This is a genomic window from Pseudomonas sp. P5_152 (assembly GCF_033989915.1).
GTDB lineage: Bacteria > Pseudomonadota > Gammaproteobacteria > Pseudomonadales > Pseudomonadaceae > Aquipseudomonas.
The window spans coordinates 4,009,470-4,022,449 of sequence record NZ_JASFAH010000002.1 but is presented as its reverse complement, the minus strand read 5'-3'; the positions used below and the strand labels follow the sequence as shown (position 1 = coordinate 4,022,449).

At 61.2% G+C, this 12,980-nt stretch carries 11 protein-coding genes; 4 read left to right on the top strand and 7 right to left on the bottom strand.

Features of this window, described 5'->3' with window-relative positions; genetic code table 11:
- Positions 1-3 precede the first annotated feature (3 nt).
- The 4 genes from gatB to QMK50_RS18045 all read left to right on the top strand — a co-directional run bounded on the left by gatB (position 4) and on the right by QMK50_RS18045 (position 3,469).
- Positions 4-1,449: an Asp-tRNA(Asn)/Glu-tRNA(Gln) amidotransferase subunit GatB gene (gatB, locus tag QMK50_RS18060; protein WP_320333651.1), complete on the top strand. Its 1,446-nt coding sequence runs from the start codon at positions 4-6 to the stop codon at positions 1,447-1,449.
- Between the two features lie 149 nt (positions 1,450-1,598).
- Positions 1,599-1,970 carry a septal ring lytic transglycosylase RlpA family protein gene (locus QMK50_RS18055; RefSeq protein WP_095169330.1) on the top strand — a complete coding sequence of 124 codons (372 nt, stop codon included), beginning with the start codon at positions 1,599-1,601 and terminating at the stop codon, positions 1,968-1,970.
- A 48-nt stretch (positions 1,971-2,018) separates the two neighbouring features.
- Positions 2,019-3,080 (top strand): calcium/sodium antiporter, encoded by a 1,062-nt coding sequence (locus QMK50_RS18050; protein ID WP_159993758.1) that lies wholly within the window; start codon positions 2,019-2,021, stop codon positions 3,078-3,080.
- On the top strand, positions 3,077-3,469 hold the full coding sequence (locus QMK50_RS18045; RefSeq protein ID WP_095169328.1) for a carboxymuconolactone decarboxylase family protein: 393 nt from the start codon (positions 3,077-3,079) through the stop codon (positions 3,467-3,469). Before QMK50_RS18050 ends, QMK50_RS18045 begins: the two co-directional genes overlap by 4 nt.
- A 28-nt stretch (positions 3,470-3,497) precedes the next feature.
- On the opposite strand, the gene QMK50_RS18040 is transcribed toward QMK50_RS18045, so the two are convergent.
- The 7 genes from QMK50_RS18040 to QMK50_RS18010 form a co-directional block, all read right to left on the bottom strand.
- Positions 3,498-4,439, bottom strand: a complete 942-nt coding sequence (locus QMK50_RS18040) for an AEC family transporter (RefSeq protein ID WP_320333650.1) — start codon at positions 4,437-4,439, stop codon at positions 3,498-3,500.
- A gap of 195 nt (positions 4,440-4,634) precedes the next feature.
- Complete coding sequence (garD, locus tag QMK50_RS18035; protein WP_320333649.1) at positions 4,635-6,188, bottom strand: galactarate dehydratase; 1,554 nt, start codon at positions 6,186-6,188, stop codon at positions 4,635-4,637.
- An 11-nt stretch (positions 6,189-6,199) separates the two neighbouring features.
- Positions 6,200-7,567, bottom strand: coding sequence for an MFS transporter (locus QMK50_RS18030; protein WP_095169325.1), 1,368 nt, complete (start codon positions 7,565-7,567; stop codon positions 6,200-6,202).
- Between the two features lie 87 nt (positions 7,568-7,654).
- Positions 7,655-9,100, bottom strand: a complete 1,446-nt coding sequence (locus tag QMK50_RS18025; RefSeq protein ID WP_159993752.1) for an aldehyde dehydrogenase family protein — start codon at positions 9,098-9,100, stop codon at positions 7,655-7,657.
- Positions 9,101-9,158: 58 nt separating this feature from the next.
- Complete coding sequence (gene kdgD, locus QMK50_RS18020) at positions 9,159-10,070, bottom strand: 5-dehydro-4-deoxyglucarate dehydratase (protein ID WP_095169323.1); 912 nt, start codon at positions 10,068-10,070, stop codon at positions 9,159-9,161.
- A 320-nt stretch (positions 10,071-10,390) separates the two neighbouring features.
- Complete coding sequence (locus tag QMK50_RS18015) at positions 10,391-11,140, bottom strand: FadR/GntR family transcriptional regulator (protein WP_095169322.1); 750 nt, start codon at positions 11,138-11,140, stop codon at positions 10,391-10,393.
- Positions 11,141-11,229: 89 nt separating this feature from the next.
- Complete coding sequence (locus tag QMK50_RS18010) at positions 11,230-12,957, bottom strand: ABC transporter ATP-binding protein/permease (RefSeq protein ID WP_320333648.1); 1,728 nt, start codon at positions 12,955-12,957, stop codon at positions 11,230-11,232.
- Positions 12,958-12,980: the final 23 nt, after the last annotated feature.

The window sequence follows — 12,980 nt, the reverse complement described above, 5'->3', positions numbered from 1 at the left end:
CACATGCAATGGGAAGTTGTGATCGGGCTGGAGATTCATACCCAGCTCGCCACCCAATCGAAGATTTTCTCCGGCAGCGCCACCACCTTCGGTTCCGAACCGAACACCCAGGCCAGCCTGGTAGACCTGGGCATGCCGGGTGTACTGCCGGTGCTGAACCAGGAAGCGGTGCGCATGGCGGTGATGTTCGGCCTGGCGATTGACGCCGAGATCGGCCAGCACAACGTGTTCGCCCGCAAGAACTACTTCTACCCGGACCTGCCCAAGGGCTACCAGATCAGCCAGATGGAACTGCCGATCGTCGGCAAGGGCTACCTGGATATCCCCCTGGAAGACGGCACCATCAAACGTGTCGGCGTGACCCGCGCGCACCTGGAAGAAGATGCTGGCAAGAGCCTGCATGAAGAGTTCAACGGCGCCACCGGCATCGACCTGAACCGTGCCGGCACCCCGCTGCTGGAGATCGTTTCCGAGCCGGACATGCGCAGCGCCAAGGAAGCCGTGGCCTACGTCAAGACGATCCATGCGCTGGTACGTTACCTGGGCATCTGCGATGGCAACATGGCCGAAGGCTCGCTGCGTTGCGACTGCAACGTCTCGGTGCGGCCAAAAGGCCAGGTCGAGTACGGCACCCGCTGCGAGATCAAGAACGTCAACTCGTTCCGCTTCATCGAGAAGGCGATCAACACCGAAGTGCGTCGCCAGATCGAACTGATCGAAGACGGCGGCAAGGTGATCCAGCAGACACGCCTGTACGATCCGAACAAAGACGAAACCCGCGCCATGCGCAGCAAAGAGGAAGCCAACGACTACCGTTACTTCCCCGATCCGGACTTGTTGCCAGTGGTGCTTGAGGACTCCTTCCTCAACGACATCCGCGCCACCTTGCCAGAACTGCCGCCGCAAAAACGCGAGCGCTTCCAGGAGCAGTTCGGCCTGTCGGTCTACGATGCCAGCGTCTTGGCTTCGAGCCGCGAGCAAGCCGACTATTTCGAAAAAGTGGTGAGCATTGCCGGCGACGCCAAGCTGGCGGCCAACTGGGTCATGGTTGAACTGGGCAGCCTGTTGAACAAGCAGGGCCTGGAAATCGACGCAGCCCCGGTAACTGCCGAGCAACTGGGCGGCATGCTGTTGCGGATCAAGGACAACACCATCTCCGGCAAGATCGCCAAGACCGTGTTCGAAGCCATGGCCAACGGCGAAGGCACTGCTGACGAGATCATCGACAAGCGTGGCCTCAAGCAAGTCACCGACAGCGGCGCGATCTTGGCGGTGCTCGATGAAATGCTCGCGGCCAACGCCGAGCAGGTTGAACAGTACCGCGCGGCAGACGAAGCCAAACGCGGCAAGATGTTCGGCTTCTTCGTCGGCCAGGCCATGAAAGCCTCCAAAGGCAAGGCCAACCCGCAACAGGTCAACGAACTGCTGAAAAGCAAGCTCGAAGGCTGATAACAATGGAGCCAGCAGTCAACACTGGCTCCACTCCCCGTGGGAGCGAGCCGGCTCGCGATAGCGGTTCGGCATTCAACTTTGCGTTGACTGCCGAACCGCTATCGCGAGCAGACGAAGCTCCCACGCTTGTTGCAGAGTCCCTTTTGATGAAACGTCTGCTTAGCGCCTGCGCCCTGCTCTCCCTGCTGGCCGGCTGTGCCAGCCACGACGTCGACCCCCGGGGCTACGACGAAACCGGAACCGCCTCCTATTACGGCGCCAAACACCATGGCAAACGCACCGCCAGCGGCGAGCCGTTTGACCAGTACGCCATGACCGCCGCCCACCGCCAGCTGCCCTTCGGCACACGGGTGAAGGTCACCAACCTGAAAAACGACAAGAGTGTGGTGGTCCGCATCAACGACCGCGGCCCGCATACCCGTGGCCGCCTGATCGACTTGTCACGCGGGGCCGCCGACAAGTTGGGCATGCTGCGCAGTGGCACCGCGCGGGTTCGCGTACAAGCCCTGAACAACTGACCGGGAGCCACGACCATTTCCGGATTAGCCCAATTACCCCTGCCCAACGTGCTGCAACTGCTCTGCGCCCTGCTCCTGCTGGTCGCCGGCGCCGAGTTGCTGGTGCGTGCCGCCGTGCGCCTGGCCGCTCACCTCAGGGTCCGGCCGCTGGTCATCGGCCTGAGCATGGTCGCCTTCGGCAGCAGCGCGCCACAAATGGCCGTGAGCCTGCAAGCCGCCCTCGGGCAGAGCAGCGACATCGCCGTCGGCAGCGTGATCGGCAGCAACATCTTCAACATCCTGGTAACCCTTGGCCTGTCGGCACTGATCATCCCCTTGCGGGTTGCCCGGCAACTGGTGCGCCTCGACATCCCGCTGCTGATCGGCGCCAGCCTGCTGGTGTTCGCCCTGGCCTGGAACGAACAACTGAGCGCCCTCGATGGTGGTGTGCTGCTGGCTGCGTTGGCGCTGTACCTGGGCCTGCTGTGGCGCCAGTCGCGGCCCACTGCGCGTCCGTCTCGGCCGGCATCCGACGCGCCGCGCTCGCCCTGGTTGAGTAGTGCCCTGCTGATGCTTGCCGGGCTGGGCTTGCTGGTGTTCGCCGGGCACTTGCTGCTCAATGCGACGGTAGCACTGGCCAGCAAGCTGGGCCTGTCCGAGCGCATCATCGGCCTGACCGTCGTCGCCGTCAGCACCTCCCTGCCCCAGCTCGCCACCTCGCTGATTGCCGCGCTGCGCGGACAGCGTGACATTGCCGTGGGCAACGTGATCGGCGGCAACCTGTTCAACCTGCTGGGCGTCCTGGGGATCACCGCCCTGCTGGCACCGGTGCCGCTGTCGGTCTCCCCCAATGCCCTGGATTTCGATTTGCCGGTGATGCTCGGTGTCACCTTGCTGTGCTTGCCCGTGTTCTATTCCGGCTACCGCATCACCCGCGCCGAAGGCCTGCTGTTCCTCGCCCTGTACCTGGCATACGGGCTGCATGTGGTGTCGTTCACCACTGGCATGCCGTTGGCCGGCAAGCTGGAACAACTGATGCTGCTGTGCGTGTTGCCGGCCCTGCTGGCATTTTTACTGTTCACCTCAGTGCGCGCCTGGCGCCGCCAACACAACAAAAGAGAATCGCCATGACCGACTCCGCAAGCTCCAGCAAACCCACCGGTATCGAAGTCCGCCGCCAGGTCATGGGCGACGCCTTTGTCGACCGCTCCATGGGCAATGCCACCGACCTGACCCGACCGTTCCAGGAGTTCGTCAACGAACACGCCTGGGGAGCGGTATGGAATCGTGGTGGCCTGGAACTGAAGACCCGCAGCCTGATCACCCTCGCCGCCCTTACTTCGCTCAAGTGCCCCCAGGAACTCAAGGGGCACGTGCGCGGGGCGCTGAACAACGGCTGCACGGTGGACGAGATTCGCGAAACCCTGATGCATTGCGCGGTCTACGCCGGGGTTCCGGCGGTGATGGAGGCGTTCCGCGCAGCGCAGGAAGTGATCGACAGCTACCAGAAGCCGGAGTGACCCTGTTGCGTTGAAGTGGACAGGCCCTTCAGATCCAGCCGCCCCACTGCAGCAGGAAGATCCCGACGTTAGTCGTCACCGCCGCCATCAAGGTGGTGATGACAATGATCGCCGCCGCCAGCTCATGATTGCCATTGGCCGCCCGGGCCATGACAAAACTTGCAGCGGCGGTCGGGCTGCCGAAGTACAGGAACAGAATCCCCAGCTCCGCCCCACGAAAGCCCCATAGCCAGGCACCCAGCGTGGCCAGTATCGGCAAGCCGATCATCTTCACCAGGCTCGAGCTCAAGGCCATGTTGCCGCTTTTGCGCAGTGCCGCCATGGAGAGCGTGCCGCCGATACAGATCAGCGCCAGCGGCAAGGTGGTTTGGGCCAGGTACTGCCCGGAAGTTTCCAGCCATCCCGGCAAGCCGATCTTGAAATAGGCGAACGGTGCGGCCGCAATCACGCTGATAATCAGCGGGTTGCTGAACACGCTTTTGCAGATGCTCCACGGATCGGACTTGATCACTGGGCTGTACACCGCCAGCACGATGGTCGACAGGGTGTTGTAGAACAGGATCACCAGCGCCGCGAGAATCGCCCCCAGGGAAATTCCGTAGTCGCCATACATGCTCGCCGCCAGCGCTAGGCCGATGACCCCGTTGTTGCCACGAAAAGCACCTTGGGTATAGATCCCGCGGTCTTCGCGCGGGCACTTGAGAATTGCCCAGCCCCAGGCAATGGCAAAGCACACCAGGGTCGCGAGGGAGAAGTAGATCAGCAGCGCCGGTTGCAACGCCGCATGCAGGTCGGCATGCAGGATGCCCAGAAACAGCAACGCCGGCATGGTGACGTTGAACACCAGTGCCGACGCCGTGTGGATGAAGTTGTCGTTGATCCAGTCGATGCGCTTGAGCAGCACACCCAGAAACAGCATGGCAAAGACGGGCGCGGTGATGTTCAGGGTTTCAAGAAAGATGGCCAGCATGCCGGGTGAACCTTGAGGGCGTCGTTAGGGGGCTAATGATAAGCCACCAAGGACATCGGCGTCTGCGAGCTCGCCATCGCGAGCAAGCTCGCTCCCACAGGATCCTCGGTGTTCACGCGTTTTATGCAACGCAAAAGATCACTGTGGGAGCTGGCGCCCGCTTGCGGCTTGCCAGCGATGAACGATAACGCGGTCTTAGGTTATGGGCGCCGGATTGAACAAGGTGATGTCATTATGCAGCTTGTGCTTTTCAGCCCACGTCTGCTGTTTGCCGCTGGCCACGTCCAGGTAGTAGTGGAACAGCTCCCAGCCCAGCTCCTCGATGGACGCCCGCCCGGTGGCGATGCGCCCGGCATCGATGTCGATCAGGTCTGGCCAGCGTTGCGCCAGTTCGGTGCGGGTCGAAACCTTCACCACCGGTGCCATGGCCAGCCCATAGGGCGTACCCCGGCCAGTGGTGAATACATGCAGGTTCATCCCCGCCGCCAGTTGCAGCGTCCCACAGACAAAGTCGCTGGCCGGGGTCGCGCAGAAGATCAGCCCTTTGCGCTTGAAGCGCTCGCCCGGGCCGAGCACGCCATTGATCGCACTGCTGCCGGACTTGACGATCGACCCCAGGGACTTCTCGACAATGTTCGACAACCCGCCCTTCTTGTTGCCCGGCGTGGTGTTGGCACTACGATCCGCCTCGCCCTTGGCCAGGTAACGGTCGTACCAGTCCATTTCCCGCACCAGTTCCTGGGCCACGTCCTGGTTTTCCGCGCGCGAGGTCAGCAGGTAAATGGCATCGCGCACTTCGGTGACTTCGGAAAACATCACCGTGGCACCGGCCCGCAGTAGCAGGTCCGAGGCATATCCGAGCGCCGGGTTGGCGGTGATCCCGGAAAACGCATCGCTGCCGCCACACTGCATGCCGAGGATCAACTCCGACGCCGGCACGGTTTCCCGACGCCTGCGATCGAGCTTCTTCAAGCGCGTCTCGGCCAACTCCATGATCTGCTCGATCATTTCGGTGAAGCCGTGACTGGAATCCTGCAAGCGGTAGAGCCATGGCTCGCTCAAATCCACCGAGCTGTCGTTCTCGTGCATCACCTGCCCGGCCTGCAATTTCTCGCAGCCGAGACTGATCACCAGCGCTTCGCCACCGAGGTTCGGATTGCGCGCCAGATTGCGCACCGTGCGAATCGGAATGTATGCGTCGGTGGCAGTGATGGCCACGCCGCAGCCGTAGCTGTGGGTCAACGCCACCACGTCATCGACATGCGGGTACTTGGGCAGCAACTCGGCCTTGATCCGCTTGACCGCGTGATCGAGTACCCCGGTGACGCATTGCACGGTGGTGGTGATCCCGAGAATGTTGCGCGTGCCGACGGTACCGTCGGCGTTGCGATAACCCTCGAAGGTGTAGCCTTCCAGTGGTGCCTGGGCTGCCGGCACCTCGGTGGACAGCGGCAGGCTGTCCAGCGGCGGCGCGGTCGGCATGCGCAGTTGATCTTCCTTGACCCAGCTACCTCGGGGAATCGGCTGCAAGGCGTAGCCAATAGTCTGGCCGTAACGAATCACCTGACCACCTTCTGGAATGTCCTCCAGGGTGACCTTGTGGCTCTGTGGCACGAAGTCCACGGTGACCAGGCCGTCCGCAAATTCGGTACCGGCCGGTACGCCCTGATCGTTGACCACGATCACTACGTTATCCCGCTCGTGCAGGCGGATGTAGCGCGGCGAGTCGGAATGTTCAATCAACTGCATGACGCCGCTCCTCAGGAATGCGCTTGGGATAATTTGCCGGAGGCTTCAGGCCCGTTGACCGGCGGCTCCTTGAGCACTACGCGCTTGATCGGACCAACGATCACCAGATAGCTGAACACCGCGACCAGCGCGTTGCAGCCGACAAACACCAGCGCCCACTTGAACGAGCCGGTGGAGCTGATGATGTAGCCGATGACAATCGGTGTGGTGATCGAGGCAATGTTGCCAAAGGTGTTGAACAGACCGCCACTTAGACCGGCAATCTGTTTCGGCGAAGTGTCGGATACCACCGCCCAACCCAGGGCGCCCACGCCTTTGCCGAAGAACGCCAAGGCCATGAAGCCCACCACCATCCATTCCACGTCCACATAGTTGCAGGCCACGATACTGCTGGAGACCAGCAGGCCGGCAATGATCGGCGCCTTGCGGGCGAAGGTCAGGGAATGGCCTTTGCGCAGCAGGTAGTCGGAAATCACCCCGCCGAGTACACCACCGATGAAGCCGCAGATCGCCGGCAACGAGGCAATGAAACCGGCCTTGAGAATGGTCATGCCACGTTCTTGGACCAGGTACACCGGGAACCAGGTCAGGAAGAAGTAAGTGATGCCGTTGATGCAGTACTGGCCCAGGTAGACGCCGAGCATCATGCGGTTGGTCAACAACTGGCGAATGTAGTCCCACTTCGGTCCGTCGGCTTTCTTGCCCTGGCCCTTGTCGTGGTCCATGTCGACCATGCCGCCGTTGTCGGCAATGTGCTTGAACTCGGCCTCATTGATCATCGGATGCTGGCGTGGGCTGTAGATCACCTTGAGCCAGATACCGGAGAAGATGATGCCGATTACACCCATGACGATGAACACGTGCTGCCAGCCGAAGCTGTAGACGATCCAGCCCATCAGCGGTGCAAACAGCACCGTGGCGAAGTATTGCGCGGAGTTGAAGATCGCCGAGGCCGTGCCACGTTCCGCAGTCGGGAACCAGGCCGCAACGATGCGGGCGTTACCCGGGAAGGATGGCGCTTCGGCCAGGCCCACCAAAAAGCGCAGCATGAACAACGCGACGACCGCGGTCGACATGCCAAATTCACCGACATAGCCTTGCAGCACGGTGAACAGCGACCAGGTGAAGATGCTCAGGGCGTAGATTTTTTTCGAACCGAATCGGTCCAGCAGCCAGCCACCGGGAATTTGCCCGGCCACGTAGGCCCAACCGAATGCGGAAAAGATGTAACCGAGGGTGACCGCGTCGATACCGAGGTCTTTCTGCAGGCTGGAACCTGCGATGGCGATAGTGGCACGGTCGGCGTAGTTGATCGTGGTCACCAGAAACAGCATGAGCAGGATCAAATAGCGGACGTGGGTCGGCTTGGTCGCTTGCATGTACGTGTACTCCCACTGATTATTTTTATGCGCGGGTGAATCTGTCAGTGCGGTATCCGGTGGACCCGGATACCGCGGTGCAGCGGGTTACGATCCGATGTAAGAAGTTTTTACGACCGTGTAAAACTCTTGTGCATAGCGACCTTGCTCACGAGATCCATAGGATGAACCTTTTCGCCCACCAAACGGAACGTGGTAATCCACACCGGCGGTCGGCAGGTTGACCATCACCATCCCAGCCTGGGAGTGGCGCTTGAAGTGGTTGGCGTGTTTCAGCGAGGTGGTGCAGATACCTGCCGACAAGCCGAACTCGGTGTCATTGGCCATGGCCAGCGCCGCCTCGTAGTCGGCGACCCTGACGATATTGGCCACCGGACCGAAGATTTCTTCACGGCTGATGCGCATGCCTGCTTCGCTGTCGGCAAACAACGTCGGGGCAAGGAAATAGCCTTCGGTGTCGCAAGTCACCAGCGACCCGCCACTGACCAGGCGCGCACCTTCGGACTGGCCGATGTCGATGTATTTCAGGTCCTGTTCAAGCTGGGCCTGGGACACCACCGGACCAATGTCGGTGCCGGACTGCAGCGCATGGCCGACCTTGATCGACTTCATTCTTTGGGCCATGGCCGCGACGAACCGGTCGTGAATCCCGGCGGTGACAATCAACCGGCTCGAGGCCGTGCAACGCTGGCCAGTGGAGTAAAACGCGCTCTGTACCGACAACTCGACCGCCTGCTGCAGGTCGGCGTCGTCGAGAATGATCTGCGGGTTCTTGCCCCCCATTTCCAGCTGCACCTTGGCTTGGCGCGAAACACAGTTGACCGCAATCTGCCGGCCTACACCCACCGAGCCGGTAAAGCTGATGCCATCGACTTTCGGGCTGTTGACCAGCGCCTCGCCGACCACTCGACCGCTGCCCATCACCAGGTTGAACACCCCGGCCGGGAAACCGGCACGGGAGATGATTTCCGCCAGCGCCCAGGCGCAACCCGGTACCAGGTCAGCCGGCTTGAGCACCACACAGTTGCCATAAGCCAGGGCCGGGGCGATTTTCCACGCAGGGATCGCGATCGGGAAGTTCCACGGAGTAATCAGGCCAACCACGCCGAGGGCTTCACGGGTGACTTCAACGTTGACCCCCGGGCGCACGGACGGCAGGTAGTCGCCGGACAGACGCAGGCATTCACCGGCGAAAAACTTGAAGATGTTGCCCGCGCGGGACACCTCGCCAATGGCTTCGGGCAGAGTCTTGCCCTCTTCACGCGCCAGCAGGGTGCCCAGTTCTTCGCGACGCGCGAGGATTTCGCTACCAACTTTGTCCAGCGCATCGCTGCGGGCCTGGATACCTGAAGTCGACCAGGCCGGGAATGCAGCGCGTGCAGCATCAATGGCGGCGTGCACCTGGGCCAGGTCGGCCTTGGCGTATTCGCCCACCACATCGGACAGGTCCGAGGGGTTGATGTTGGCCGAATAGTCCGTACCGGCAACCCATTGGCCAGCGATGTAGTTGTCGAATCTTTTTACGTCTGCCACGGCAATCTCCTTACGCAAAAGGCCGCTGATTACTCAGCGGCCTTGTTTAATCGGTTTGTTACTGCGCACCTTGCTTGTCGATCAAGGCGGCCAGTGCTTCGTATTCTTCAGGCAGCAGATCGGTCAGCGGGGCACGTACAGGACCTGCGTCGTAACCGGAGATTTTCGCGCCAGCCTTGACGATGCTCACTGCGTAACCGGCCTTGCGGTTGCGGATATCCAGGTACGGCAGGAAGAAGTCATCGATGATCTTGCCGACGGTGGCGTGGTCTTCACGGGCAATGGCACGGTAGAAGTCCATCGCGGTTTTCGGGATGAAGTTGAACACCGCCGACGAATAAACCGGTACACCCAGGGCCTTGTAGGCCGCGGCGTAGACTTCCGCGGTTGGCAGGCCGCCGAGGTAGCTGAAACGATCACCGAGGCGGCGACGGATCGACACCATCAACTCGATATCGCCCAGGCCGTCCTTGTAGCCGATCAGGTTCGGGCAGCGTTCGGCCAGGCGCTCGAGCAGCGGCGCGGTCAGGCGGCAAACGTTACGGTTGTAGACCACCACACCGATCTTCACCGATTTGCACACGGCTTCAACGTGGGCGGCAACGCCATCCTGGCTGGCTTCAGTCAGGTAGTGCGGCAGCAGCAACAGGCCCTTGGCGCCCAGACGCTCGGCCTCTTGTGCATATTCGATGGCCTGGCGGGTGGAACCACCAACACCGGCCAGGATCGGCACGCTGGTTTCACAGGTGTCGACGGCGGTCTTGATGATTTCCGAGTATTCGCTGGCGGCCAGGGAGAAAAACTCGCCGGTGCCACCGGCGGCGAACAGTGCCGAGGCACCATACGGGGCCAGCCATTCCAGGCGCTTGATGTAGCCAGCGCGGTTGAAGTCGCCCTGGGCATTAAAGTCAGTCACCGGGAAAGACAGCAGGCCGGAAGAGAGGATGGACTTCAGTTCTTGTGGATTCATTATTCGAACACCCTAAGTAGCACGTTGTGATGAAAGCCGCTCAGCGTCATGCTGATGTTGTATGTCATCGTACAACTTAAAATACAACCGTCAACTGCATTTCATCATCCACAGGCCAAGCCAGCCCTTCGCGAGACCACGAACGATGTCTAAGTGATTGATTTAAATCTGATAAATGCGAAAACAAAAAACATCCCTGAAGCAGCTAATCAGCGCTTCTGCTTTTTCTGTTATGGGATGTCCTACGGCAAACACCGGCAATTGCGATGCGAACCTCACAACAGTGGGCATTGCGCCCACTGTGGGTTGCGACGAGCTGTTTAGCCGCGCTGGGCCTGGGCCTCTTCATGGGCATGGCGCAGGCGCTCACGGCTGTTGGTCAGGTGCAGGCGCATGGCGGCACGGGCTGCATCCGAATCCTGGCGCGCGATGGCATCGTAAATTTCATCGTGCTCACGGGCCAGCCGGCTCATGTAGTGCTGGTGGTCATCATGGGCCAGGCGCGCCGAGTTGAGGCGGGTACGCGGAATGATGCTGGTACCCAGGTGGGTCATGATGTCGGTGAAGTAGCGGTTGCCGGTGGCCAGGGCAATCTGCAGGTGGAACTGGAAGTCTGAAGCCACCGCGTCCCCGGCATGCGCAGCGCTCTCATTCAGCGCATCCAGCGCCGCCCGCATCAAGGCCAGTTGCTCGGGGCTGCGGCGTTGCGCGGCCAGCCCGGCAGATTCGACTTCCAGGCTGATGCGCAACTCCAGTACTGCCAGCACGTCACGCAGGGTGACCACGGTGGCCGGATCGATGCGAAATCCGCTAGGGCTTGGGGTGTCGAGCACAAAGGTGCCGATCCCGTGGCGGGTTTCCACCTGCCCCGCAGCCTGCAAGCGCGAGATCGCTTCACGGACCACCGTACGGCTGACGCCGTGGGCCTCCATGATCGCGGACTCAGTGGGTAACTTGTCGCCACGCTTGAGCAAGCCGTCGCGAATCTGCTCGGACAGCACCGTCACCAGTTCCTGCGCGAGGCTACGGCGCTTGCGGGGCAGACGAGGGACGTCGATCGGGTTTTCCATGGTCAAGATCAATCTCAGGCAAGCAGTGATACGCACATCATAGCGCAGGGCGGTTGTACGATCACTGTTGACCTACATTTGCAGTGGGATCAGGCCGTCACGGTCTGCTCCTGCAGATGGCCGTTGTCGATCCGCACATGGCGCGGATGGAACCATTTCAGGCTGCTGCGGTGGCCGACGCTGACGATGCTCAAGCCCGGCAGTTGATCGATCAGCGCCTGGTACAGCGTGGCCTCGTCTTCCTCGTCCATCGCCGAAGTGGCTTCGTCCATGTACAGCCATTGCGGTGCATAAAGCAGCGCACGGGCGAACGCCAGGCGTTGCTGTTCACCCGGCGACAGCATGCGCTGCCAGTGGTTGGCTTCATCCAGGCGCGGCACCAGATGGGGCAGGCGACAGGTCTCCAGCACCTGCACGTAGCGCTCATGCGGATAGGTATCGCCGGACTGTGGGTAACTCAAGGCTTCACGCAGCGTGCCAATCGGCAGGTAGGGTTTCTGCGGCAGGAACAGGTAGCGCGCACTCGGCAGGCGAATGGCCCCATGCCCGGCCGGCCATAAACCGCCCATGGCCCGCAACAGGGTACTTTTGCCGCTACCCGAGCGACCGCTGAGCATCAGCCTGTCGCCCTGCTCCACGGTCATGTCGGCGCTGGTCAGCAGATGACGACCATCCGCCAGGTCCAGGCCCACCTGCTGCACTTGCAGCTCAGCGCCCTCCTGGCGTACATCGATGGCCGGCGCCCGCTCTTCGTTTTCGCTCATGGCCTGGCGAAAACTCAACAACCGGTCACAGGTGGCACGCCAGGCTGCCAGGTCGGCGTAGGCGCTGATGAACCAGCTGAAGTTCTCCTGCACGTTGCCAAAAGCCGAGTTGATCTGCATCAGTTCCCCCAGCTCGATCTTGCCGGAGAAATACCGTGGCGCCGCGACGATGAACGGGAAGATGATCGCGATCTGACCGTAACCCGCGGTGAAGAAAGTCAGGCGCTTGGACACTTTCATGATGTCCCAGAAGTTGTGCCAGACCATGCCGAACCGCGTACTCAAGCGCTGGTTTTCATTCGCCTCGCCGTTGTACAGCGCAATGCTCTCGGCATTCTCGCGGACCCGCACCATGGAGAACCGCAGGTCGGCTTCAAAGCGTTGTTGCTGGTTGTTCAGGCCGATCAGGCGGCGACCGATCAGGTGGGTGATCCAGCTGCCCACCAGCGCGTAGACCAGGGCGCACCAGAACATATAGCCGGGAATGGTGTAGCCAAATACTTCGATACTGCCGGAAACGCCCCACAGGATGATCGAGAACGACACCAGGCTGACCACGGTACGAATCAGCCCCAGGCCCAGGCTCAGGGTGTTGCTGGTGAAACTGTTGAGGTCTTCGGAGATTCGCTGGTCCGGGTTGTCGGTGTAACCGCCCTGCTCCAGCTGGTAGTAGTTCTTGTGCCCGAGCCAGCGGGCGAAGTGTTTCTCGGTGAGCCAGGCACGCCAGCGGATGGTCAGCATCTGGGTCAGGTACAAACGGTAGACCGCCCCCAGGATCGCCACCGCGGCGATCCCGCAGAAATACAGGATCAGGCTCCAGAACGCGGCATCGTCCTTCTTTTGCAGGGCGTTGTAGAAGTCCTTGTACCAACTGTTGATCCACACGGAGATCGCCACGCTGAACAGCGACAGGCCGATCACCGCAATCAACAGCAACCAGGCCTTGCCCTTCTCTTCACTGCGCCAATAAGGCGTGATCATCTGCCAGACACGGCGGAAAAACTGACCGCGCACCGCATCGTTGACCGCGCAATATTCAGCGTTCTGATTCATGGTTCAGGCTCGGTAGGAAATAC

Bases quoted from the DNA above. Each gene is read 5' to 3' on its own strand.
- gatB (WP_320333651.1), top strand. From the start codon at position 4: ATGCAATGGGAAGTTGTGATCGGGCTGGAGATTCATACCCAGCTCGCC.
- QMK50_RS18055 (WP_095169330.1), top strand. From the start codon at position 1,599: ATGAAACGTCTGCTTAGCGCCTGCGCCCTGCTCTCCCTGCTGGCCGGC.
- QMK50_RS18045 (WP_095169328.1), top strand. From the start codon at position 3,077: ATGACCGACTCCGCAAGCTCCAGCAAACCCACCGGTATCGAAGTCCGC.
- QMK50_RS18040 (WP_320333650.1), bottom strand. From the start codon at position 4,439: ATGCTGGCCATCTTTCTTGAAACCCTGAACATCACCGCGCCCGTCTTT.
- garD (WP_320333649.1), bottom strand. From the start codon at position 6,188: ATGCAGTTGATTGAACATTCCGACTCGCCGCGCTACATCCGCCTGCAC.
- QMK50_RS18030 (WP_095169325.1), bottom strand. From the start codon at position 7,567: ATGCAAGCGACCAAGCCGACCCACGTCCGCTATTTGATCCTGCTCATG.
- kdgD (WP_095169323.1), bottom strand. From the start codon at position 10,070: ATGAATCCACAAGAACTGAAGTCCATCCTCTCTTCCGGCCTGCTGTCT.
- QMK50_RS18015 (WP_095169322.1), bottom strand. From the start codon at position 11,140: ATGGAAAACCCGATCGACGTCCCTCGTCTGCCCCGCAAGCGCCGTAGC.
- QMK50_RS18010 (WP_320333648.1), bottom strand. From the start codon at position 12,957: ATGAATCAGAACGCTGAATATTGCGCGGTCAACGATGCGGTGCGCGGT.